The sequence below is a fragment of the Nonomuraea sp. NPDC026600 genome (genome assembly GCF_040638335.1).
Classification (GTDB): domain Bacteria; phylum Actinomycetota; class Actinomycetes; order Streptosporangiales; family Streptosporangiaceae; genus Nonomuraea.
The window spans coordinates 1-23,856 of sequence record NZ_JBEZYD010000039.1 but is presented as its reverse complement, the minus strand read 5'-3'; the positions used below and the strand labels follow the sequence as shown (position 1 = coordinate 23,856).

Below are 23,856 nucleotides of genomic sequence, written 5' to 3'. Positions count from 1 at the left end.
AATTACTGCCATGCGTGACAAGTGTGGCGAAAACTGTTTTAATCCCACGCTAGGTGCCACCGGGGCGGCACATGCCCTGTGTGACCGTTTTTTCCTCGAAATCACGGCTTCGTGGGGAAAGGCAGGCCCGTGGGAGCTCCAAGTGGCGAAGTCATCGTCACGGGCGGTCTCGGATTCATCGGCTCACATCTGGTGGACGCGTATCTCGCAGCGGGCCACCGAGTAACGATCATCGACTCCAACGCAGGCGCGGTCATCGACGGCGAGGACTATGACGCCGATCCCCGCTGCACGGTCGTCCGGCAGCGGGTTGAGGACTACCTGGCGGCGGGCGGCGACTTCACCGGTGCCGACCGCGTCATCCACGCGGCCTCGTACGTCGGCCCCGCGAGCATCCTGTCCAGGGCCGGCCGGCTCGGCCACGACATCATCGGCAGCACCGCGCCGGTCATCGACGCCTGCATCGGCGCCGGTGCGCCGCTGTGCCTGTTCAGCTCGGCCGAGGTGTACGGCCGCAGCGGCGTGCTCGACGAGAAGGACGACATCCTCGTACCGACGCAGTACAACACCCGCATCGAGTACGCGATCGCCAAGACGCTGGCCGAGGCGATGGTCTCCAACAGCCGCCAGCACGGGCTGCGTGGCGTCGTCATCCGCCCGTTCAACGTGGCGGGGGCGCGGCAGTCGCGGGCGGGCGGGTTCGTCATGCCCACGTTCGTCCAGCAGGCGCTGGCCGAGAAGCCGATCACCGTGTTCGCGGGCGGCGAGCAGGTCAGGGCGTTCATCGCGGCGAGTGACCTGACCGGGTTCCTCATCGGCTACATGGACGCGGCGCTGGACAGCGACGACATCATCATCAACGTCGGCAACCCGGCGAACGCGATCACCATCATGGAGCTGGCCCACCGGGTGAAGGAGCTGCTCGGCAGCCCGTCACCCATCGTCAGCGTCGACGGCAGGAGCGTCCACGGGCCGCACTACGCCGAGGCCGAGTCGTTCCACAAGATCCCGGCGCTGCGGGCGGCGACGGGGCTCGGCTGGCAGCCGCGTATCGCGCTCGACGAGCTGATCCTGAGCACCGCCGAGTACTACAGCGCCCGTGAGGACCGGAGGGCAGTGAATGCGCCGCTTTGACCGGGTGCTGGTGATCTCTCCCCACGCCGACGACGAGGTACTCGGCTGTGGCGGCCTGATCGCCGCCCAGGTCGGGGCGGGGGCCGAGGTCCACGTCCTGTATCTGGCGGTCGACGGGATGCGGCACTACGGCCTCGACGGCGCCACCAGCTATCGGCAGCGGCTGGACGAGATCGAGGCCGTCCGGGCCACGCTGGGCTTCACGTACGAGATCGCGTACGGCGACATGGACCTGACCGAGCGGCTCGACACGCTGCCGCGCCGGGAGCTGGTCGACCTGTTCGAGCGGGCGCTGAACGAGCGGCGGCCCGACCTGCTGCTGCTGCCGAGCTTCGCCGACTACGACCAGGATCACCTGGCGGTGTTCGGCGCGGGGTTCGCGGCGGCCAGGCCCATCGCCCAGCAGTTCGGCAAGTGGCTGGTGCCGACCGTGCTGCTGTACGAGATGTCGAAGATCCAGTGGGCGGCCGAGCCGATGCCGCGCTCGACCGCTTTCTGCGACATCAGCCCCCATATGGAACGCAAGCTTGAGGCGCTGCGCGGCTACCGGAGCCAGCACCGGCCCTCGCCGCACATCAGGAGCGAGGAGTCGGTGACGGCACTGGCGACGCTGCGCGGGGCGGAAATCGGAGTCACCCACGCCGAAGCGTTCGGCGTGCTTAGGGAGGTCCTGTGAAGAAGTTCGCCTTCTGCACCGGTATGGAGTTCGCGGCCCCGGCCGTGGACGTGCTGGCCGCTCAGGGCACTCCCCCGTCGCTGCTCATCGGCTACCCGCCCCAGTTACAGCACCGCTCGGGCTACGCGCCGCTGCAGGAGGCGGCCGAGAAGTACGACATTCCGCTGCTGGAGACCGCCGACATCAACGACGGCCGGACCCACGAGCTGGTCACCAGTCTGGACATCGACCTGTTCGTGGTGGCCGGCTGGTCACAACTGGTCCGCGAACCGCTGCTGTCGACGTGCCCGCTCGGCTCGGTCGGGCTGCACCCCACCCGGCTGCCCGAGGGCCGGGGGCGGGCGCCGCTGCCCTGGACGATCATCAAGGGCATCCGGTCGAGCGCGGTCAGCCTGTTCTTCCTGAACGAGGGCGCCGACGAGGGCGAGCTGATCGCCCAGCGCGAGTTCGCGGTGAGCCGTCGCGACGACGTCACCGAGGTCTACCGCAAGGTGACCGAGATCAACATCGAACTGCTCGCCAAGTACGTCCCGCTGCTGCTCGCCGGCCAGGTGGTGGCCCGCCCGCAGCCGCCGGGCGGCTCGGTCTGGGAACGGCGGCGGCCGGAGGACGGCCTGATCGACTGGACCAGGTCCGCGAGCGAGGTCTACGACTGGGTGCGCGCGCTGGCCGCGCCGTACCCAGGAGCCTTCACCTTCGTCGGCGGACGCAAGCTGTTCGTGCACAGCGCCGACCTCATCGAGTGGGGTGAACATCAGGAGCCGCCGGGCACCCTGCTGGCGCCGGTCTGGTCGACCGGCAGCGCCGGGGTGCTCGTGGCGTGCGGCTCCGGGCTGCTCGTCGTCCGCGAAGCGCAGTGGGAGGGCGCCGGACGGCGTGACGCGCTGTCCCTCTTGGAGGCGGGCGAACTCGCGGTCGGCACGTGCCTGGGGACGTAACCCTCACCGGGGCGGTGATGGCGCATCCCAAGCGCAGGGAGGCGGCCGTCAGCCTGGCGGGCGGTGTCCTGGACGTGGTCACCGACCCGGATCCGGCCGGGCGGCCGTCGGCGTTCCGGACGTCGCTGCTGGCCTGGTCGAGCATCCCCGAGGGGGCCACGCACCACGTACTGCTGCACGACGACATGGTGCTGTCCGGCACGTTCTTCGAGCGGGCGACGATGGCCGCCCAGGCCATGCCGGACGCGGCGCTGGCCCTGTTCGCGTTCTGGAACTCGCGCAACGGCGCCGCCGTGCGGCTGGGCGCGCTCGCCGGAGCGCGCTGGGTGCGCGGGGCCGGGGAGTACACGCCCGTCGCGGCGCTGCTGCTCCCCCGGCGGGTCGCCGAGGGGTACGTGGAGTGGGCCCGCGATCGGGGCGACACGTGGCCGGACGACGTGCTGATGGGCCGCTATCTCCGGCAGGCCGGCGTGCCGGTGTACGTCGCGGTGCCCAGCCTGGCCGAGCACGAGGACCTGGCGAGCCTGGTGGAGAACGACTTCCAGGGCCTGCGCCGCTCGCCCTGCTTCTTCGCCGACGACCCGCTCTCCCGCGAGGATCGGCTGCTCGGGTCCTTGGCCGCGATCCCGTTCTTCAAGCGAGGGGTGGCGCAGTGCGCGGTGCCCGGCGCTTCGGGGTGGCGGGACATCCGGTGCGAGGACTATCTGGACGGGCGCGGCTTCGACGTCGGTGATCTGCGGGCGCGGTTCGACGGCCGGTGGTGGCCGCTCTGGCTGACGACCTTCACGATGGGCGTGGTAGGTGAAGGCTCCGGGGATCCTCGGGTGATGGATCGGGCACTGGGGACCATGGGCCCCGGTGGGCTCTGTCATGAGCTCGGGTCTCGCGAGCTGGCCCGGCTGTCGGACGAACTCCTCGACGTGGCGCGGGCCGGGCTCGCTGCCGGGCTCGCGGCGTCTCCACAGGCTGTGGAACGGCCGACGGTGGCCGTGACCGGGGCTGACACGTGGCTGCGCGAGCAGGTCACGTGGGCGCTCGCCGACCGGGGCTACCTGGCCGCCGGTGATCCCGACGCGGTGGTGCACGTCTGCGCGCTGGACGCCGATCCGGATGAGGAGGTACGGCTGGCGCGCGCGGCCTTCTCGGGCTTCTCGGGCTCCTCGGGCTCCTCGGGCTCTACGGGCTTCGGCGGGCGGAAGATCTTGGTCGGGTCGTGCGGGATGGAGGTCGAGGACGCGGTGGTGTTGCGTCTCGGCGAGCCGTACGGGCCGGGGATGCCGCAGGGCGGGATCGTGGCGGACTCGGTGCTGCGGTCGTCGCTGAACCGGCCGCTGCGGGCCGGTGACGGGGTTGTGCAGCTTGTGCACGTACGGGACGTCGCCGCTGCCGTCATTGCCGCTCTGACCCGTGGGGCCGGGGTGTTCGACATCGCCGGCCCGGAGCCGGTGAGCGGGTGGGAGCTGGCGGAGGCGGTGGCCAAGGCGGTCCGGCCCGTGCCGATCGAGGCCGCCGCCTCCGGTGGGGCGGTGGCCGGGGCGGTGGTGGGCGTCGAGCGGGCCTTCAGTGAGCTGGGGTGGCGGCCGGAGGTGGAGCTCGACTACGGCCTGCACACGTGTGCGCAGTGGCTGGCCTACGAGAGCGACCGCCAGTAGAGCCGTCCGTCGGGGGCCGCGATGACGAGCCGCCCTGAGGCGGCGGCCAGCACGATGCGCCTCCCGGTGGGCGGCATAGGGCCTCCGCGCGGCGTAGGACCTCCGCGTCCGACGAGGGTCGGTGCGGGGGTGGTCGTGGTTGAGGTCGGGACGGGGGTCGGTGCGGGGGTGGTCGCGGGCTGGGCCTCGCCGAGGTCGGTCCAGTCGGTGTTGTGGCGGTCGACCGGTCTCGTCAGCACGCGGTCGCCTGCGATGGCGTACAGGCGGCCGTTCATCGCCGTCAGGCTTGTGGCCCCTCCCCCGGCGCCCATGCGGGTCCAGGTGGCGTCCGTGAGGCGGCGGATGGGGAGGTGCCAGAGCTCGTCGTCCGATGTGACGGCGAACAGGGCCTCGTCGGCGGCGGCCAAGCCCGTGGCGTGCTCCGGGGCCCGGCTGACGTCCGCCCACGGGGTGGGGGTGAGCACGGGGTCGCGGTAGCGGATGGCGCCGTCGGGGGCCAGGCCGTACAGGCCCGCCGGCGGGCCGCCGTGGGCCTCGCGGGGGGCGGCGAGCGCCAGGGCGTCGGTGGTGTCGATCGGGCGCCAGGGCAGGTTCTGGCCGGACAGGTCGCGCGTGCTCAGCACCCCACCGGCCCCGGCCGCGAACAGCCGGTTCTCACACACGACGAGCGCGACCGGCTGCGACGGGCCCTCCGCAGGAGGAGCCGTGGGAGAGACGGCCGTCGCGGGAGGCCCGACCGTCGAATGCTGGGATTCCGGGGTCGGGAGCAGCGGGACTTCCGAAGCCGGGCGCCCAGGGCCGATGTCCTCCCACAGGGGTGGGCCCGGGGGGCGGGAGAGGTGGTTCAGGACGTTTCGGGTGATGCGGGACAGGATCGGGTCGGTGGCCAGGGTGTTGCCCCAGTTGATGGTGCCCGCGTTGAAGATCGTCCCGGCGCCCAGCCGGTGCACGCCCATGGTGGCCGCGCCGCCCCTGCCGTACCTGCGCCAGTGCGACAGGTCCGCCGTGGCGAGGACGACGAACGACGGCGGGGTGCCGTCACGGCCGGTGGCCCGGGGGACGCCGTCCAGCCACTCCAGGTCGGCGGCGTCCGTCTCGTAGCCGAGCGCGCCCGTGCCGAACGTGTCGCCGTCCCGCAGGCCGGTGCCCGCGTAGACCCAGTGGTCGGTGAAGCGGGCCGTGTAGGACTCCTGGGACATCACGCGCGAGTCTACCCAGCAGCCGGCGCCGTTGCGGAAGGTCAGGCCGGTGAGGGTGTTCTCGGGGCGGTTGACGGGGTCGCTGGGCCACTCGACCGTGGTACGGCCGGGGTCGGTGCGTGAGAGGGGGTCGGCAACGGCGTCGCGGTAGCAGACCATCGTCCGGAGGTCGTCCTCGAAGCGGACCTGCCACCAGCAGGTGTTTCCGGAGAATATGGCGATATTTCCACCGGACCGCGCGAACGCCTCCACCGCGTCCCGCATCTCCCACGACCAGTACTCGTCGTGCCCGTTGATCACCAGCAGCCGGTAACGGCTCAGCAGGTCGAGACCGTCGTGCAGGTCCAGCCCCGAGCAGTAGTCGACGGTGTGCCCCGACGGCCCGAGCCAGCGCAGCAGCCCGAGCTCCCACTCCTCGACCTGCGGCCCCGCGCCCGGCCGGTCGAAGCTGACCTTGACCGCGCGATCGGGCTGCTCGGACTGGTAGAGCCCTTCACCGGGCACGCCGGGCCGGTTGTACGCCTCCCAGGTGGGAAAGGGAATCGCCACCATCACCGGCGAAGCAGGCACCTGAGCACGTACGACGAAATATGCGGAGTCGTCGCCCAGGGCGGCGCGATAGAGCGAGCTGGGCCAGTCCGCGCCCACCTTGAGCGTCCAGGTGTCGCCCTCGGCCGTGTCCCGGAGCACGACCCGCCCCGTCGGCACGTCCTCGACAAGGATCGCGCCCCCACCCCCGAGCAGGTGGAACCGGAGCGTCTCCCCCTGCGCGCACGACGTGGCCGCCGCGTACAGGCTCATGCGAACGCCGCCTCGACCAGCGTCGACTCCATGTCGAACAGGAACCGTTCGATCCCCGGCGGCGCGAGCAGCCCGGTGTCGGCGTACAGCGACACCTCCATCCGCCCCGGCTCGCCGCCGACGTGCAGCCGGAAGTCGCAGATGTTGCGGTCCATGGTGTCCGTCCAGACCAGTTCGGTCCGCTCCATTGAGGCGCGTACGGCCTGTTCGTCCAGACCTGTCACCCCGTCGCGCTGCACCAGCCGCTGGTCGTTGAAGCAGCCGAACGACCTGATCCGCGGACCCACGGCCGACACCGCCTCCTGCATCGCGTACGGATCGAACTGGGCCTGCCGATAGGCCCGCAAGGCCACCTGCCAGCCCTGCCGGACCAGCTCCCCGAAGTCCGGCGTACCGAGGTCGAGCAGTACGAGCCCCTCCTGCGAGATCGTCGAGACCACGTCACGGCGCTCGGCCGCGAACCGGTTGTTGACGATCACCCGCATGCCGCAGAACCGCTGGCCCGTGAGTCGCCCGGCGAGCCGGGCCGCGGCCGTGAGCAGCACCGTCGAGGAGCTCACCCGCTCGCGGGCGGCCACGGCCTGCGCCGCCGCGGCGACGGCTGCGGAGGTCATCGTGGCCTCCCAGTACCGAGGGCACCGCGGGACGTCCGACAGGGCCACGGGATCCATGCGCCGGTATTCGGACAGCCAGAAGGCCAGGGCCTCGTCGGACGTACGCTCGCCCTCGGCCGAGCGCTGCCACTCGGCGAGCTCACGCGGCGTGGCGCTCTCCACCGGTGGCAGCGAGTCGCGCAGCAGGAGCAGCCGGAAGTCCTTCACCAGGAGATCGGCGGCGTGCCCGTCGGCGGCCAGGTGGCAGAGGACCAGCACGACATGCCGGACATAGTCGCCCGTCACGAGGAACGCCACCCGCAGCGGCCACTCCTCCCAGTAGTCGAAGGGCTCGGCCGACAGCCGATCGCACACCACCTGAGCGGATTCGTCCGTCACTTCGACGTACGGCCGGGCGATGGGCGAGATCCGTTGCCGGGGGCAGTCGCGGGGGCCGCTGAGCCGGGTGCGCAGCGCCTCGTGCCTGGCCACGAGCCCGTCCAGGGCCGTGACGGCGCGCTCGACGGTTACCGGCCGCTTCGGCGCGGCGAAGATCCGGCCGATGTTGAGATAGTGCTCCTGTGGCCGCGCCGCCACGACGGCCCGCCAGATGTCCTGCTGCCCCCAGGTGAGCGGCGACTCAAGCATGGAGCCGTAAGTAGTTCACCAGCTCGTCCAGGCTGTCGGCCGAGGTCAGGTCCAGCTCGACGCCGAACTCCGCCTCCACCGCGTCGATCAGTCTGAGATAGCCGAGTGAGGTGACGCCGAGATCGGCCAGCCTGGCCTCCCCGGCCAGCACCTCTTCTGCCTCGACCGCGCCGTCGGTGGCCTTGGCGACCATGTCGGCGAGCCGTCCGCGTAGTTCCCCGTCCGTCTGCACCTGGCAAAGCCCTCCCGTTTTCAGGGAAATCCGGGGCGAGTGTGTCACGCGGGGCCAGACGGCGGCAAGCGTCTGCCGGTAAGGGGTTGACGCATTTGTGCATTTTTTCTAGCGTCTTGCGGCAGCCCGATAATAATTTTGGGGGGTGGTTCAGTCGGCCCGTCCTGTCCCTGCTCTGCTGAGTTCACGAGCCGCCACGGACCCCGACCACGAAGCCCTCATCGTCGCCGGAACGGGCGCCCTGACACTCGCCGAGTGGGACGAACGCTCTGACGCCGCCGCCCACGCCCTGCTCGACCAGGGCGTACGGCCAGGAGACAGAGTCGCGCTGGTGTTCGGCGGCCGTGACTGGCTCGACTACGCGGTGAGCTGGATGGCGGTGCTGAAGGCGGGCGCCGTCGCGGTACCACTGTCGGACCGCCTGGCCGCACCGGAGCTCGCCCACCTGATCGAGCACTGCGGCGCGAGGAGAACCATCCGAAGCGGCGACAAGCTCAGCGGCCCGGCCGGTCCGGTCCCGTTCGAGGTCGATCCGCTCGATCTCGCCCAGATCCTCTACACCTCCGGCACCACCGGGCAGCCCAAGGGCGTGGCGGCCAGCCACGCGAACCTCACCTCCCCGCCCGTCCACCCCAAACGCCGCCCGTTCGCGCACTCCCGGCATCTCGTGCACGCCTTCCCCATCGGCACGAACGCCGGCCAGGTGATGCTGCTCCACGCGCTGACCGCCGCGCCCACGGTGGTCACGCCGCCGCTGTTCACGCCGGCCCGCTTCGCGGCGCTCGTGGAGTCGTACGCGGCGGGGACCGTGTTCGTGGTGCCCGCGATGGCCATCGAACTGCTCGGTGCCCGCGTCCAGGACCGCCACGACCTGTCGAGCGTGCTGCTGCTCGGCTCGGCCGCCGCCGCCCTGCCGCCGAAGGTCGCGGCCGAGCTGACCGAGGCGTTCCCGAACGCGACGGTCGCCAACTACTACACCTCGACCGAGGCGGCCCCCGCCCAGACCATCATGATCTACGACCCCGACCGGCCGGGCGCGCTCGGGCACGCGGCCGGCAGCCTGAAGATCGCCGACGCCGACGGCGACCCGGCCGCGCCGGGCGAGACCGGCGAGGTGTGGCTGCGCGCCGCCGCGCACTCCCGCGCCTACTACGGCGAGCAGCGGCACGACACCTTCCAGGACGGCTGGGTACGTATGGGCGACCTCGGCTACCTCGACGACGACGGCTACCTGTACCTCGTCGACCGGGAGAGCGACGTGATCAAGTCGGGCGCCTTCAAGGTCTCCACGATCCAGGTCGAGGCCGCGCTGCACGAGCATCCGGCCGTGTCCGAGGCGTCGGTGTTCGGGGTGCCGCACCCGGTCATGGGCATGGCGGTGGCGGCGGCGGTCGTGTCCCGCGAGCCGGTGACGCTGGCCGGCGTACGGGCCTTCCTGGCCGAGCGGCTCGCCCAGCACGAACTGCCCACCCGGCTGCTGTGCGTGGACGCGCTGCCCAGGAATACCGCCGGAAAAGTGAACAAGCGAGAACTGCGCGGTATGGCAGAGGAGTGAGCATGGTCCTGGCATCGCAGGCACAGCACGGGATGTGGATCACCGAGGTGATGCACGGCACCGGCACGGCCTACCACATGCCGTTCGCCATGTGGTTCGACGGGCCGCTGGACCGGGAGGCGATGCTGGCGGCGTGCCGGGCGGTGCTCGCGCGGCATCCGGTGCTGAGCCGCGCCTTCGAGGAGCGCGACGGCTCGCTGCACCTGGTGCCCGCCGAGGCCGAGCCGCCGATCGCGTTCGTCGTGGAGCCGGACCCTGAGGCGCTGATCGCGCGCGAGATCGCGCGGCCCTTCTCGCTGTCCGCCGGGCCGCTGGCCCGGTTCACGCTGGCGGAGGTCTCGGCGTCGCGGCACCTGCTGCTGTTCGTGGGGCATCATCTCGTCTTCGACGGCATGTCGAAGGACCTGCTCGTACGGGATCTCGCCACCGCCTACGCCGGGGCGCCCGCACCGCCGCTGCCCATGCCGTACGGGGCGGCGGAGAAGCCGTCGCCGGAGGCGGAGACGTACTGGCGGGCGCGCTGGCACGAGGTGCCGCAGGTGGTGATCAACGGGGTGGCCAGGACACCGCGGCTGGCCGAGCGGGGCGAGACCGTGCTCTTCAATCTGACTGATGACATGCCGGATTTATCCGGTGTGACCAGATTCGAGGTCTTCCTCGCCGCGGTGCACGCGCTTCTTCACCGGTACGGCAACACGGACCCGTCCGTGGCGGTGGCCATGTCGACCAGGACCGCCGAGACCCGGGACCACATCGGGCTGTTCGCCACCGAGCTGCCCGTGTTCTCGTCCATGTCCGGGGGCTCCTTCCGGGAGCTGGCCCTGGATCTCAGGAGCGAGCTACGCGAGCTGAATGCCTTCCGCGAGGTGCCCCTGGCCAGGGCGGTGGGCGGGATAAAGCCCCGGGTGACGCTGGCGCCGGTGTCCATCAGCTTCCGGCGGCGCGCGCCCGAACAGGTCTTTCCCGGGCTGGAGCTGTCCGTGGAGTGGAAGATGTCCAACCACATGGTGCGGAACGTCCTCCACCTTCAGGCGGTGGACGGCGACGACGGGCTGCGGCTGACGCTGCACTACAGCCCGGATGTCATCTCCCGGCAGGATGTCGAGCTGGCCGGCGAGCACCTCAGGACGGTGTTGCGGGCGGTCGCCGCCGATCCGGACGTACGGGTCGCCGACCTGCCGCTCCCGGTCGCCTCCCAGATCACCACCGCGTCCGCCGCCTTGGTCGCGCCGAATGCCGGGCTGGATAGCGGGCTGGATGGCGGGCCGGCATCCGGGCCGGATGCCGCGCCGGTGCCTGGCGAGGCCGAGGAGGAGTTGGTCGAGCAGGTGCGGCTGATCTGGATGGAGGTCCTGCGGATGGACCACATCGCGCCGGACGAGGACCTCTACGACCTCGGCGGGCATTCGCTGACCATCACGCAGATCAGCGCGCGGATCAGGAAACGGCTCGGGGTGGAGGTGCCGTTCGACGTGTTCCTCGACGATCCGACGATCACCGGGGTGGCCGCGGCCATCGGCGGGCTGCGGCCATGATCTCTTTGGGCCAGGAGCGGCTCTGGTTCCTGCAACGGCTCGATCCGCTGGACGCGGCCTATCGGGTGGCGGTGGTGCGGCGGCTGCGGGGGGCGCTCGACGTCGAGGCGCTGACCGGGGCGTTCGGGGATGTGGTGGGGCGGCATGAGTCGCTGCGTACGAGGTTTCCCGACCAGGACGGCCTGCCGGTCGCGGTGATCGACCCGCCGAGGGCGGTGCCGGTGGAGCTCGTGGTCTTCGACCGGGCGGGACCGGACGCACCTGTGCTCTCTGGGCAGGCGGGACCGGACGGGCCTGTGCTCGATGAGGTCATGCGGCTGCTCGAAGTGCGGGCCAACACGCCGTTCGACCTCGCCGCCGCCCCGCCCCTGCGGATCACGCTGGTCCGGCTGGCGGACGACGATCACGTGCTGTGCGTGGTGCTGCACCACATCATCGGCGACGGCTGGTCCCTGAACGTGTTGATGGACGACCTGGCCGCCTGCTACCTCGCCCGTACGGAGGGCGTACCGGTCTCGCTGCCCGAATTGCCGGTCCGCTACGCCGACTACGCCGACGCCCAGCGGGTCTCCGACGCCGACGTCGAGTACTGGACGGGCAGGCTCGCCGGGGCGAGGCCGCTGGAACTGCCCACGGACCGGCCGCGTCCCGCCCAGCGGAGCAGCGCGGGCGACGAAGTGGGGTTCGACCTGTCGCCCGAGACCGCCGGGGCGCTGTCGCGGCTGGCCAGGGCCGAGCGCGCGACGGTGTTCATGGTGCTGCTGGCCGCCTACCAGGTGCTGCTGGCCAGGCATGCCGGGCAGGACGACATCGTGGTCGGCTCGCCCACCGCCGGTCGCGACCGGCCGGAGCTGGAGCCGATGGTCGGGCTGTTCGCCTCCACGCTGGTGCTGCGGGGGGATCTGTCGGGCGATCCGCCGTTCGCCGAGCTGCTGCGCCGTACCCGCCGTACCGTGCTGGAGGCGATGGCCCATCGCGAGGTGCCGATCGAGCGGGTGCTGTCCGCGCTCGACATCGAGCGCGATCTGTCGCGTACGCCGCTGTTCCAGGCGATGCTGGCGCTGCACAACTCCGCGGTCGGGTACGCGGAGGCGGAGTCGTTCGCCGGGATGGAGAGCCTGCCGTTCGCGCACGGGGCCCCGCCGGCCATGGTGGACCTGCGGATGGATCTCTGGCCGTCGGGCGGGGGGTGGCACGGGGCGTTGTTCTACAGCACCGAGCTGTTCGACCGGGAGACGGTGACCCGGCTCGCGGCCCGCTTCCAGACGTTGCTCGCCTCGATCCTCGCCTCCCCCGGAGCTCGGCTGTCGGAGCTGGACCTGCTGCCCGCCGCCGAACGCGAACTGCTCGACCGGACCTGGAACAGCACCGCCCTGGAGGTGCCGGCCGCGACCGTCGTGGACCTGGTCATGCGGCAGGCCGGGCTGCGGCCGGACGCGGTCGCCGTCTCGTGCGGCGACGACCACCTCAGGTACGGGGCCCTCGCCGCCCAGGCGGTGCGGGTCTCGGGTGAGCTGCGGGCGCGGGGGGCTGGACCCGGATCCGTGGTGGCCGTCCGCCGGCGGCGGTCGGTGGAGCTGCCCGGGATCCTGCTCGGCGTGATGCTGGCGGGAGCCGCCTATCTGCCGATCGACCCGGCGCTGCCGGCCGACCGGGTGGCGTATGTGCTGGCGGACGCCGGAGCCCGGTTCACGCTGGACGACGACTCCCTGCCCTCTGCTGCCGTCCCCGGGCCCAACGTCCCCGGGCCCAACGGCTCCGCGCCCGACGTCCCCGGACCCGACGGCTCCGCCCCCGACGGCTCCGGGCCCGGCGGTGGGTCGGCCGCCTATGTGCTCTACACCTCCGGTTCGACCGGCCGCCCGAAAGGGGTGGCCGTGCCGCACTCGGCGCTGGTCAACCTGCTGGCCGGGATGGAGCGGTTGCTCGGTGCCCGGCCGGCGGACGTCTGGCTGGGCGGTACCTCGCTCTCCTTCGACATCGCGGGACTGGAGCTGTACCTGCCGCTGGTGACCGGTGGGCGGCTGGTGCTGGCCGACGACGAGACCGTGCGTGACGGTGCCGCGCTGGCCGGGCTGGTCTCCACCTCGGGCGTCACGCACGTACAGGCCACCCCCTCGGGCTGGAACATGCTGCTCTCCGCCGGGCTCGACGCGTCCGGGCTGGTGGCGCTGGCGGGCGGCGAGGCGCTGCCGCTCGCGCTGGCCAGGCGGTTGCGGCGGCGGGTGGCTCGGCTGTTCAACATGTACGGGCCGACGGAGACCACGATCTGGTCCACCGCCTGGGAGGTCCCCGCCGAGCCCGGCCGGGTGAGCATCGGGCGGCCGATCGCCAACACCCACGTCCACGTGCTCGACGGCTCCGGCGCGCCGGTGCCGATCGGTGTGCCCGGTGAGCTGGCGATCGGCGGGGCCGGGCTCGCGCTCGGCTACCTGGGCAGGCCGGAGCTGACCGCCGAGCGCTTCGCGAACGGCCTCTACCGGACCGGCGACCGGGTCAGGTGGCTTCGCGACGGCACCATGGAGTTCCTCGGCCGGGGCGACGGCCAGGTGAAGCTGCGCGGGCACCGGGTCGAGCCGGGCGAGATCGAGACCGTGCTGGAGTCGCATCCGGGCGTACGGCAGGCGGCCGTCGCCGTCCGTGGAGAGGAACTGGTCGCCTACGTGGTGACCACGCCTTCCGCCTCCGCGGCGACCACGCCTTCCGCTCCCGCAGTGACCGCGCCCTCAGCCTCCGCGGTGACCGCGTCTCCTGCCCAAAGTGCCGGGCCGGTGGACCACCCGGCGGATCTGCTTGAGTACGCGGCCGGGTGGTTGCCCGCCTACATGCTGCCCGGGGTCGTGGTGGCGCTCGACGCGTTGCCGATGACGCCCAACGGGAAGGTCGATCGGCTGTCGTTGCCCGAGCCGGAGGGGCCCGTGGCGGGACGGGGTGGCAAGCCGCGTACCGCCCGGGAGCGGCAGGTGGCAAGGATCTTCGGCGACGTGCTCAGGATCGGCGACATCGGCGCGGACGACGACTTCTTCGCCCTGGGCGGGCACTCGCTGCTGGCCACTCAGGTCATCGCCAGGTTGGAGGCGGCGGGGACGACGGTGCTGTTGCGGACGCTGTTCGGGCAGCCGACGGTGGCGGGGTTCGCGGCGACGCTGGACGGGCTGGCGGGGTTGGAGGGCGGGCTGGACGGGCTGTCCGGCGGACCGGGCCGTCCGCTCGTCCCACGCCCACTCGCTCCACGGCCGCCCGGCTCGCTGCCGCCGCTTTCGGCTGCCCAGGAGCGGCTGTGGTTCCTGCATCGGCTGGATCCCGGCGATGCCTCGTACAACATGTACATCGTGCGCAGGCTCCGCGGTCCCCTCGACGGTGAGGCGCTCGGACGGGCGCTGACCACGCTGCTGGCCAGGCACGAGTCGCTGCGCACGCGCTTTCCCGAAGTGGACGGCCGGCCGGTTGCCGTCGTCGAGCGCGCCGTGCCCGCCTCCGTCGAGCGGCTCGACGCGCGGGACAAGGCGGAGGCCCGCGCATTGGTGGCCGCCCGCACCAATGCCCCGCTTGATCTCGGTACGGCGCCGCCGCTGCGGATCACGCTGATCCGTCTGGGCGGGGACGACCATGTGCTGTGCGTGGTGCTCCACCACATCATCGCCGACGGATGGTCGATCACCGTTCTCCTGAACGACCTGGCCGCGCTGTACGCCGAGTCGCGGCCGAGCGGGTCGCTGTCCGCCAGGTCGCTGTCCACCGAGCCACCATCCACCGGGTCGCCATCCACCGAGGCAGAGCGCCTCGCGCCGCTGGCCGTACAGCATGGGGACGTCGCGCGCTGGCAGCGGGAGCAGGACGGGAGCGCGGCGCTGGAGTACTGGCGGGAACGGCTGGCCGACCCGCCCACGCTGGCGCTGCACACCGACCGGCCGCACACGCCGGGACCCGCGCGGGGTGACTTCCACCTGCTGGACATCCCCGACGAGCTGGCCAGGGCGCTGGACGCGACGGCGCGGAGGCAGCGCGGCACGTTGTTCATGGTGCTGCTGGCGGCGTATCAGGTGCTGCTGGCGCGGCACACCGGGCAGACGGACATCCTGGTCGGCTCGCCCACCGCCGGGCGGGGCCGGGTGGAGCTGGAGCCGATCGTCGGTTACCTCAGCACCACGCTGGTGCTGCGCGGCGACCTGTCCGGGGATCCGACACTGGACGAGCTGATGGCCAGGACGCGGCGGACGGTGCTGGACGCGATGGCGCATCAGGACGTGCCGTTCGAGCGGCTGCTGGCGGATCTGGATATCGAGCGGGACATCAGCAGGAAGCCGATGTTCCAGACGATGCTCACGTTGAACAGCCAGACGGCCGACGGGGAGCAGGATCGGCTCGCCGACGATCTGGAAATGTCGTACTTCGATGATGGGTATCGGCAGGCCAAGTTCGACCTGGTGGTGGAGGCCTGGCGGGCGCCGGGGCGGCTGCGGATGGCGTTCGGGTATGACGCGGGGCTGTTCGACGCGGGGACGGTGGCGGGGCTGGCGGAACGGTTCGCGGTGCTGTTACGCGGGATCGCCGACCCGGACAACCGGCACGCCCGCCTGTCGGCCCTGCCGATGCTCACCCCGGCCGACGCCGCGCTGATCACTTCGGCGAGCGGCGACGGGACCACCAAGCCGGGTATCACCGCGCCGGGTGACGACGTGCCGGGCATCCCGGGTGTCGGCGTGGCAAACATCCCGGGTATCGACATGCCGGGCGTCGGCGTGCCGGAGATGATCGCGGAGGTCGTCGCCGCCCATCCCGGTGAGACGGCCGTCGTCTGCGGGTCCGAGAGCGTGACCTACGGCGAGCTGGCCGAGCGGGTGTCCCGGCTGGCCGCCGAGCTGGCCGGGCGCGGCGCGGGTCCCGGCGACATAGTCGGCCTCCGGCTCGGCCGGTCGATCGACGCGGTGGTGGCGATGCTGGCGATCTGGCGCGTCGGAGCCGCCTACCTACCGCTCGATCCGGCGTACCCCGCCGCCCGCCTGCAGCACATGATCACCACGAGCGGCGCCCGCCTGATCGTCTCGGACGACCTGACCACCGCGAGCGGCGCCCAGCTGACCACCGTGGACGGCCCGCACGGCGAGAACCCGGGCCTCGCCTACGTCATCTACACCTCCGGCTCCACCGGCACTCCCAAGGGGGTGGCGGTCGAGCACGCCGGCCTGGCCGCCCGGGTCCGGTGGATGCGCGACGAGTACGGCCTGCGTCCCGGCGACCGGGTCGTCCAGCTCGCCTCCCTCAGCTTCGACACCCACGCCGAGGAGCTCTACCCCGCCCTGACCTGCGGCGCCACGGTCGTGCTGGTGCCCGACGGCGGCGCCACCCTGCCCGACCTGCTCGCCGGACGTCCCGACATCACCGTGCTCGACCTCCCGACGGCCTACTTCCACCACCTCGTGGACCTGATCGACGAGATCGCCTGGCCGCCGGCCCTCCGCCTGGTCGTCATCGGCGGCGAACAGGTCCACGCCGCCTCCCTGACCCGCTGGCGGCGACGGTTCGGGGATCGGGTACGCCTGGTCAACACGTACGGCCCCACGGAGACCACGATCGTCGCGACCGCCACCGACCTGGCGGGCGACCCGGACCCGCACCCGCCCATCGGCCGCCCCATCCACGCCACCACGGTCCGCGTCCTCGACCCCCACAGCGCGCCCACGCCGCCGGGCGCCCCCGGCGAGCTGTACATCGGCGGCCCCGGCGTCGCCCGCGGCTACCTCGGCCTGCCGGAGCTGACGGCGCAGCGGTTCGTCCGGCTGCCCGACGGCGGCCGGTACTTCCGTACCGGCGACCGGGTGCGGCTGCGTCCCGACGGGCTGCTGGAGTTCCTCGGGCGCGCCGACGAGCAGGTCAAGGTGCGGGGCTTCCGCATCGAGCCGGGCGAGGTCGAGCACTGCCTGCGTACGCATCCGGATGTGCGGCAGGCCGCGGTGGTCGCCAGGGACGGCGAGCTCGTCGCCTATGTCGTGGGCGAGGCGGCCGAGCTGGCCGAGCACGTGGCCGGGCGGCTCCCGCCGTACCTGGTCCCCGCTCATTGGGTGGTGCTCGACGCGCTGCCGCTGACCGCGAACGGCAAGCTCGACCGGGGCGCGCTGCCGGAGCCGGGCCGCGCGGCGGGGACGGACGCAACGCCGCCGCGTTCGGACGCGGAGGAGCTGGTCGCCGACGTCTGGGCCGAGGTGCTCGGGGCGGACAAGGTCGGCGCGTTCGACGACTTCTTCGCGCTCGGCGGGCACTCGCTGCTCGCCATCAGGGTGGCGGCCCGGCTGCGGGCGATCGCGGGGGTGGATCTGCCGATCCGTACGCTGTTCGCCCGCCGTACCGTCGCCGAACTGGCGCGCGCCGTCGAGGAGGCGCTGGTGGCGGAGGTGGCCGGGCTGTCCGACGAACAGGTGTTGAGCATGCTGGACCCGGAGGGCACGTCGTGACCGAGCTGACCGAGGCCCAGCGGGCGCTGCTGACCCAGCGGTTGCGGCGGCGCAAGAGCGTGCCGACGATTCCGACGCTGCCGGACGGTCAGGCGCCGCCGCTGTCCTATGCGCAGGAGCGGCTGTGGTTCATGGAGCAGTACGCGCCGGGGAACCCCGCGCACACGATCCCGTTCGTCCGGCGGCTGCGCGGCCCGCTCTCCGCCGAGCTGCTGGGTGACGCACTGGACCGGGTGGCCGCACGGCACCAGCCGTTGCGGACCCGCTTCCCGGTCGGCGACGACGGGCAGCCCACGGTGACGGTCTCGGCCGACATCACGGTCCCACTGGCCATCGCCTCCGCCGGCACCGACGCCGAGGCGCGGGTCCTGGTCGACCGCTTCCTCGCCGAGCCGTTCGACCTGGTGACCGGGCCGGTGATCAGAGCCCTGCTGGTACGGCTGGCAGCCGACGACCACGTGCTGGCCATCGCCGTCCACCACATCGCGGCCGACGGCCGGTCCGCGAACGTCCTGCTCCACGAAATCCTGAGCCGGGACCCCCTGCCCGAGCTGCCCGTCACCTACGGGGACTTCGCCGCCTGGCAGCGCGAGCGGCCCGGCGGCGCGGACGACGTGGCCTACTGGCGGGAAAGGCTGGCCGGCCTGCCGCCGCTGGAGCTGCCCACGGACTTCCCCCGGCCGCCGGAGCTGACCTACCTCGGCGCGGCCCACCCTTTCGCGATCGACCCCGGTCTGGTCGCGCGGCTGGACCGGCTCGGGCGGGAGCACGGCGCCACGCCGTACATGGTGCTGCTGGCCGCCTTCGCGGCGCTGCTGGGCCGGTACGCCGGGCAGGAGGACGTGGCGGTCGGCTCGCCCGTGGCCGGGCGGTCGCTGCCGGAGCTGGACGGGCTGGTCGGGTGCTTCATCAACATGCTCGCGATGCGGGTGGATCTGTCGGACGATCCGTCGTTCCTGGGGTTGCTGCACCGGGTGCGGGACCTGGCCATGGACGCCTACGAGCATCAGGAGCTCTCGTTCGAGCGGCTGGTGTCGGAGCTGAACGTGCCGCGGGAGGTGTCGCGGTCGCCGCTGTTCCAGGTCCTGTTCGCGATGCAGAACTACGGCGGCGACGGCGCGGCTTCCGGTGGGCTGACCGTGGAGGGGTTCTCGCCGGGGGTGTGGGCCACCCGGTTCGATCTGGAGCTGTACACCGGTGGTGATGGTTCGTTCCTGTTCGTCTACAACGTCGCGCTGTTCTCCGCCGAGCGGATCTCGCGCATGGCCGGGCATCTCCGCGCCCTGCTCGACGGGATCGCGGCCGATCCGTCGGCTCCCGTCTCCACGATCGAGCTGCTCACGGCTCCGGAGCAGGAGGAACGGAGACGGTGGAACGACACCGGGCTCGACCTGGGCGACCCCGATCTGTTGCACCGCCCGTTCGAGGAGCGGGTGCCGTACTCGCCCGAGGCCGTCGCGGTCGCCCACCCCGGCGGCGCGATCACGTACGCGGAGCTGGAGCGGCGGGCCGCGCTGCTGGCCGCCGAGCTGACGGCGGCGGGCGTGGGGCGCGGCGAGCTGGTCGCGGTCGTGATGGAACGGGGGTGGGAGCAGGTCGTCGCGGTGCTGGCCATCAACAAGGCCGGAGCGGCTTACCTGCCGATCGACGCGGACCTGCCGGAGCAGCGGCGCTTCGAGCTGATCGCCCGCGGTGAGTGCCGGGTCGCGGTGACCCAGCCGTGGCTGGACCTGACCTGGCCCGCCGACGTGACCCGCGTGTCGGTGACCCCCTCTTCTATGACCCTCTCGGCGCCCTCCGCGTGCCCGGCGGCACCTGACGACCTCGCGTACGTGATCTTCACCTCGGGCTCGACCGGCACCCCGAAGGGCGTGATGATCGAGCACCAAGCCGCCCTGAACACCATCCGCGACCTCAACCACCGCTTCCACGTCGGCCCGCACGACCGGATCCTCGCCCTGTCGGCCCTCAGCTTCGACCTCTCCGTGTACGACATCTATGGCGCCCTGGCCACCGGCGCCACCCTCGTCATGGGCGAGCCGTCGGCCGACAAGGACCCCGCCGCCTGGGCCCGCCTGGTCACCGAGCACCGCGTCACCGTCTGGAACTCCGTCCCCGCCCTCATGGAGCTCCTGGTCGACCACGCCGAACACGAGGGCACCGACCTGAGCTCGCTGCGCCTGGTGCTGATGTCCGGCGACTGGATCCCGCTGACCCTCCCCGACCGGATCCGCGCCCTGGCCCCCGAGGCCGAGATCATCAGCCTGGGCGGCGCCACCGAAGGCTCGATCTGGTCCATCTGCCACCCAATCGGCTACCCGATCGGCGGGGTGGAGCCGGGCTGGTCGTCGATCCCGTACGGCCGTCCGCTGGCCAACCAGTCCTTCCACATCCTGGACCGCGGCCGGTGCGACGTGCCCATCGGCGTGCCCGGCGACCTGTACATCGGCGGCGTGGGCGTGGCCACCGGCTACTGGCGCGACCCGGACCGGACGGCCGCCGCCTTCATCGTCCACCCCCGCTCCGGCGAGCGCCTCTACCGAACGGGGGATCTGGGCCGCTACGCCCCGGACGGCACGATCGAGTTCCTCGGCCGCGCCGACGCGCAGGTGAAGATCCGCGGCTACCGCATCGAACTGGGCGAGATCGAGAACCACCTCGCCCGCCACCCGGACGTGACCGAGTGCGTGGTCACCACCCATGGCTCGGGCAGCCAGGCCCAGCTCGTGGCGTACGTGGTGGGCCGGGTTGATCCGGTGCGCCTGCGCGGCCATCTCGCCGAGACGCTGCCCGCGTACATGATCCCCACCCGCTTCGTCCCCCTCTCCCACCTGCCCCTGACCGCCAACGGCAAGGTGGACCGGCGCCGCCTTCCCGCCCCGACGCCATCCGCGGAGGGCGCGAGTGAACGCATCCCGCCGGCCACGGAGGCGGAGCTCCTGGTCGCCTCGGCCTGGGCCGAGGTGCTCGACCCTGGCGCGGCCTTCGGGGTCGATGACGACTTCTTCGACGTCGGCGGGCACTCCCTGCTGGGGATCAAGGTGGTGGCCAGGCTGCGCCGGGTGTTGCCGCCTGGTGCGGCGCCCATCGCCGTGGTGGACCTGTTCAAGCACCCGACCATCCGCGAGCTGGCCGCGCTCGTCGACGGCACCGCCACCGCGTCGCGCGGGCTGCTGCACGAGCTGACGCCGCGCCGTACCTCTCCCCCTGAGCTCACGTACGTGTGCGTCCCGTACGGCGGCGGTGCGGCGGTGGTCTATCAACCGCTCGCCGACGCCCTGCCCGGCACGTATGCCCTCTGGTCACTGGCCATCCCCGGGCATGACGTCGGGCTGGACGAGGAGCGGCTGCCGCTGGACGAGGTGGCTGCCCGGTGCGTGAGCGAGATCCAGGAGAAGGTACGCGGGCCCGTGGCGTTGTACGGGCACTGCGGCGTGGGATCCGCCCTGATCGTCGAGATCGCCCGGCGGCTGGAGGCGGAGGGGCGCGAGCTCGAAGCGGTGTACATCGGGGCGATCTTCCCCTTCGCCCGCCCAGGTAACGGACCCATGGCGCTGCTGTCCAAGCTGGCCAGGCGCGAGTTCCTGCGCAGCGACCGGAGCTATGTCAACTGGCTGACGTCCATGGGCCTGGACATGGGCGACCTGGAGCCGGGGCAGGCTCGGCACATCATCAGGAACATGCGGCGCGACAGCGAGGCCGCGGAGGAGTATTTCACCGGGCTGTTCGAGGGCTCGGTGGAGCGGCTGCGGGCGCCGATCATCAGCGTGGCGGGCGAGCACGATCCGGCGACCGAGTACTTCGAAGAGCGGTATCGCGAGTGGCACTTCCTCACGGCCACGGCCGCGGTGGTGGAGCTGGACGAGGCCGGACACTTCTTCCTGAAATATCGGGCGGCCGAGCTCGCCGAGATCGTCACCCGTACCCACGTCGCCCTTGAGGACCCTTCCAGTGGCGAAAGCTGGCGGGTGCGGGAGGTGTCGCGGCCTGGGACGCGGGCTGTCGCGGCCGGGCCGCAGCCGAGCATGAAGCGGTTCATGGCCGTCGCCAGTGGTCAGCTGGTGTCCATTCTGGGGTCGGCGCTGACCGGGTTCGCCATTCCCCTCTGGATCTATCTGGCCACGGGCTCGCTGGCGCAGTTCGCCCTGCTGTCCGTGGTCGGGCTGGTCCCGGGGATGGTGGTGGCGCCGCTGGCGGGTGCGATCGTCGACCGGGGGAACCGGCGGGCCGTCATGCTCGGCGGTGACGCCGCCGCCGTCGGCACCCAGCTCGTCTTCGGGGCGCTGCTCTGGACCGGGAACCTGCAGACCTGGCAGATCTACCCCCTGCTCGCGCTGTTGTCCGTGGCGCTGACGTTCCAGCGGCTGGCGTACACCTCGGCCGTGCCGCAGCTCGTCCCCAAGCGGTACCTCGGGCACGCCAACGGCATCGTGCAGATGGCCGGTGGCATGACGCAGTTGCTCGTCCCCCTCGCGGCCGTCGGGCTGATGGCGGTGATCGGGCTGGAGGGGATACTGGTGCTCGACGTGGCCAGCTACGTGTTCGCGATCGGGGTGACGTCGCTCGTGCGGTTCCCCGCCGCGATGGCCTGGCGCCGGAAGGAGCCGGTCCTGGCGGAGATGGCGGCCGGGTTCCGCTACTCCTGGGGGAACCTGGGGTTCCGGCAGATGCTCCTCTACTTCGCGGTGCTGAACATCTTCCTGTCACCCCTGTTCCTGCTGATCTCGCCGCTGGTGCTCTCCTTCGGCACGCTGGACGACGTGGGCTGGATCTCGTTCGTGTCCGGGCTCGGGGTCTTCCTCGGCGGTCTGACCATGACGGCCTGGGGCGGGCCGGGCCGGGGGCGGATGCGGGCGGTGCTGTGGTGCACGCTGGCGCTGGCGGGGTTCTGCCTGGTGACGGGGTTGCGGGCGGATCTGGTGACGATCGGGATCGGGGCGTTCGGGATGTCGCTCTGGGTGACGCTGCTGAACGGCATCTACGCCACGATCGTGCAGGTCAAGGTGCCGCAACGGTTCCACGGGCGGGTGTTCGCGCTGAACACGCTGATCGCCTGGTCCACACTGCCGCTCGGCTTCGGGCTCGTGGCACCCTACGGCGCGGCGGTCTTCGACCCGCTGCTCGCCCCCGACGGCCCGCTCGCACCGACCGTCGGCGCGCTCATCGGGACCGGCGCCGGACGCGGGGTGGGACTGATGTACCTGCTGTTCGCCATGGCGATGGCAGTGCTCGCGGCGATGGCGCTACGGTCACGGCTACCGGGACTGCTCGACCAGAGCGCCGACGCGACCCCGGACGACCTGGTCGGACTACAGGCCCTCGGGCGAAGCCTCTAGGGTCTCCTACAACGCCTGCAGGAACAGGACAACGCCCCGACGCGTCAGCCGCTACCCCAGCGCTGTGAAAGCTCGTTCGAACTCCGCCCGGCCAAGCAGTCCATCGTCTGCCTCGCTCACGCCGCCTCAAGATCCTTACTCGAAAGGTAGACACCGTGCTTACGGAACGCGACAGGGGCCCACACGAGCGCATCCGCACGCTGACTGGCCCGTTCCGCCGGGAACCAGGGACGCCGCAACATCCGTAGCGCCGTCCACGGAGGCGGAGCAAGATCATGTTTGGCGGCAAGATGCTCGGCCAGCGCGGCGAGCAACGCATCCCACCGTTCGTCACCCACGGATTCCGGCTCGGACTGGAGCAACGAGGGCTGCAGACCGGATGCCTCCCAGCGATACTCCTCCAGAAACTCCCACACAAGCTTCCAACGAATCTTGTCGTCGATGTTCACCACCAGGCGCGCGGCAAGGTCGACGAGTGTCATCGGGCGATAGACCATGCCGCCCCTCCCCCTGCACGTGCAGGGCGACGTTCTACGAACTGTGCGCCGGCGGCGGCCAAGCCTTCATCCGCCGGACCGTCCAGTCCGACGGCAACGCCACGGTGCACGAGTCCCCGCGATGGCCGGTCAATGAAGCTCGGACCGTCTGGAGGGACGGCGCCGCCACGCCTATCGAGGTGCCAGGGTCAGACACCGGGCGACTCCTGGCCCGCCCCCTCCCGAATCTCCTCCCTCGCCCCCGATAACTGCCGGCCCAGTGTCCCGACCAATACGTCAAGTCCGTGTCCACATATCCGCCCACCCTCGACATGTACAGCAGGTTGATCGTCCGCTCTGTAGGCGGACCAATCACCCTGCTCAGGTATCGGGTGGCGTGTTCAAGGGCTTGGCGTCGATTGCCCCAGCGCCTCGGCGGCTACCGAAGTCAGCGAGCGTCACGGCCTCGTCGTAGGACTCGACAAAGACAACCGCATTAGGAGTCGGATGATCCAGACAAGCGCCACAGGGCCTTGGCGAGTAGCCGGGGGCATCTCAGCCCCCGGCTCTCTCAGAACCGTGCGTAAACCTCTCGATTTACACGGCTCCCATCATCCGGTCGTTCACGG

Annotated in this window: 12 protein-coding genes; 8 read left to right on the top strand and 4 right to left on the bottom strand. The window is 71.6% G+C overall.

Going from position 1 to position 23,856, the window contains the following annotated elements:
- The first annotated feature begins 129 nt into the window (after nucleotides 1–129).
- From AB0F17_RS52530 to AB0F17_RS52515, 4 genes are read left to right on the top strand one after another with little or no spacing between them, the layout of a single operon-like run.
- Nucleotides 130–1,134: an NAD-dependent epimerase/dehydratase family protein gene (locus AB0F17_RS52530; protein ID WP_358040313.1), complete on the top strand. Its 1,005-nt coding sequence runs from the start codon at nucleotides 130–132 to the stop codon at nucleotides 1,132–1,134.
- On the top strand, nucleotides 1,121–1,810 hold the full coding sequence (locus AB0F17_RS52525; RefSeq protein WP_358040310.1) for a PIG-L family deacetylase: 690 nt from the start codon (nucleotides 1,121–1,123) through the stop codon (nucleotides 1,808–1,810). Before AB0F17_RS52530 ends, AB0F17_RS52525 begins: the two co-directional genes overlap by 14 nt.
- Nucleotides 1,807–2,748: a methionyl-tRNA formyltransferase gene (locus AB0F17_RS52520; RefSeq protein WP_358040308.1), complete on the top strand. Its 942-nt coding sequence runs from the start codon at nucleotides 1,807–1,809 to the stop codon at nucleotides 2,746–2,748. Before AB0F17_RS52525 ends, AB0F17_RS52520 begins: the two co-directional genes overlap by 4 nt.
- Nucleotides 2,733–4,400, top strand: coding sequence for a hypothetical protein (locus AB0F17_RS52515; protein ID WP_358040305.1), 1,668 nt, complete (start codon nucleotides 2,733–2,735; stop codon nucleotides 4,398–4,400). Before AB0F17_RS52520 ends, AB0F17_RS52515 begins: the two co-directional genes overlap by 16 nt.
- On the opposite strand, the gene AB0F17_RS52510 is transcribed toward AB0F17_RS52515, so the two are convergent.
- Genes AB0F17_RS52510 through AB0F17_RS52500 form a run of 3 tightly spaced genes read right to left on the bottom strand, consistent with a single transcriptional unit; the run spans nucleotide 4,379 to nucleotide 7,873 of the window.
- On the bottom strand, nucleotides 4,379–6,400 hold the full coding sequence (locus AB0F17_RS52510) for a N,N-dimethylformamidase beta subunit family domain-containing protein (protein WP_358040302.1): 2,022 nt from the start codon (nucleotides 6,398–6,400) through the stop codon (nucleotides 4,379–4,381). The genes AB0F17_RS52515 and AB0F17_RS52510 overlap by 22 nt on opposite strands.
- Nucleotides 6,397–7,641 (bottom strand): condensation domain-containing protein, encoded by a 1,245-nt coding sequence (locus AB0F17_RS52505; protein ID WP_358040299.1) that lies wholly within the window; start codon nucleotides 7,639–7,641, stop codon nucleotides 6,397–6,399. The genes AB0F17_RS52510 and AB0F17_RS52505 overlap by 4 nt, the downstream gene beginning before the upstream one ends.
- On the bottom strand, nucleotides 7,634–7,873 hold the full coding sequence (locus AB0F17_RS52500; RefSeq protein ID WP_308168521.1) for an acyl carrier protein: 240 nt from the start codon (nucleotides 7,871–7,873) through the stop codon (nucleotides 7,634–7,636). Before AB0F17_RS52500 ends, AB0F17_RS52505 begins: the two co-directional genes overlap by 8 nt.
- Nucleotides 7,874–8,018: 145 nt before the next feature.
- Here AB0F17_RS52500 and AB0F17_RS52495 point away from each other — a divergent pair, with 145 nt between their 5' ends.
- Genes AB0F17_RS52495 through AB0F17_RS52480 form a run of 4 tightly spaced genes read left to right on the top strand, consistent with a single transcriptional unit; the run spans nucleotide 8,019 to nucleotide 22,751 of the window.
- Entirely contained in the window at nucleotides 8,019–9,428 is a 1,410-nt protein-coding gene (locus tag AB0F17_RS52495; protein ID WP_358040296.1) for an AMP-binding protein, read from the top strand.
- Nucleotides 9,429–9,430: 2 nt separating this feature from the next.
- On the top strand, nucleotides 9,431–10,963 hold the full coding sequence (locus AB0F17_RS52490) for a condensation domain-containing protein (RefSeq protein ID WP_358040294.1): 1,533 nt from the start codon (nucleotides 9,431–9,433) through the stop codon (nucleotides 10,961–10,963).
- Nucleotides 10,960–17,415, top strand: coding sequence for an amino acid adenylation domain-containing protein (locus tag AB0F17_RS52485; RefSeq protein WP_358040291.1), 6,456 nt, complete (start codon nucleotides 10,960–10,962; stop codon nucleotides 17,413–17,415). Before AB0F17_RS52490 ends, AB0F17_RS52485 begins: the two co-directional genes overlap by 4 nt.
- Nucleotides 17,412–22,751: an amino acid adenylation domain-containing protein gene (locus AB0F17_RS52480; RefSeq protein ID WP_358040287.1), complete on the top strand. Its 5,340-nt coding sequence runs from the start codon at nucleotides 17,412–17,414 to the stop codon at nucleotides 22,749–22,751. Before AB0F17_RS52485 ends, AB0F17_RS52480 begins: the two co-directional genes overlap by 4 nt.
- Before the next feature lie 116 nt (nucleotides 22,752–22,867).
- Here AB0F17_RS52480 and AB0F17_RS52475 read toward each other — a convergent pair whose 3' ends face one another.
- Nucleotides 22,868–23,248, bottom strand: a complete 381-nt coding sequence (locus AB0F17_RS52475; protein WP_358040285.1) for a hypothetical protein — start codon at nucleotides 23,246–23,248, stop codon at nucleotides 22,868–22,870.
- Nucleotides 23,249–23,856: the final 608 nt, after the last annotated feature.